Genomic DNA, 869 nt, shown 5'->3' with positions numbered 1-869 from the left:
CAGAGCGAAGATTGTCGGGGACGATCGCTTCCGGTACTCCTGCGAAATAGCGAAGGGCATTTTCACAGGCAGTGATGAGGTCCTCCTTTTTCTGGGAGGCCACAGCCTCAACATAGGTGAGCTGGCTACAGCCAAGAATCGCCACGAACACCTCTACGTCCTGCCTGATATTATCATTCCCGATAACAAATAGCTTTTTGCCGGCAAAGTCGATATACATTTTATCGCCAGCTTTATGTTCTATATGCATTACCGATCTGGAGAGCTGCAGGTATACCATTATGGCATTATTAAAGTGAGAGCGTCCATAACCATCGGAATGCTTTTTTATATATTCCTCATGCAGGTGTTCCCTTGTAACACCTTTTCTCTTTAACCTTTTACAGTAATCGGGTAATAGTCCCTGAAGGATCTGCATACGGGGCGCACTGGAGATCCTGGCCACAGGTGTGGTAAAAATGACGGCCAGTTCGCTATCGCTCTTGGCATTAAACTCTTCATAGCTAATGCCAAGCGTCTGCCAGATGCGAATATACTTTTTAATGGTATTGCGTGAGGTTGACACCATTGCATGGATGCGCTTGGTCCCGGTTCCCTGACTGTATAGACGGATGATCTGTCTGAGTTTATTCATTTTGATAGGCTTATTGGACATTGTAATCAACAGTTTTTGTTCGGCTAAAAGCTAAACAAAAACATATTCCTATAAACCATTTAGCACAAACGAATCTGCAATTTCAAGGGGGTCAATTTGGATTGGCGCAAAGGGGTCTTTTTCCTTTGGCGAACCTTATCAAATTAACTCGGCTAAGGGGAACTTTTTAGATTGGCGAAGAGGGGTCAATTTGAAGCGGTTTATCCACCTGGTG

At 44.5% G+C, this 869-nt stretch carries 1 pseudogene; it reads right to left on the bottom strand.

The features are described 5' to 3' along the window. Nucleotides 1-634, bottom strand: a pseudogene (locus tag D7004_RS14040) (IS21 family transposase); the annotation flags it as partial. Between the last annotated feature and the right edge of the window lie 235 nt (nucleotides 635-869).

This window comes from Pedobacter jejuensis, from assembly GCF_003725795.1.
Classification (GTDB): Bacteria; Bacteroidota; Bacteroidia; order Sphingobacteriales; family Sphingobacteriaceae; genus Pedobacter; species Pedobacter jejuensis.
Note: the sequence above shows the minus strand (reverse complement) of the source record. Positions and strands in the feature narration are given on the sequence as shown.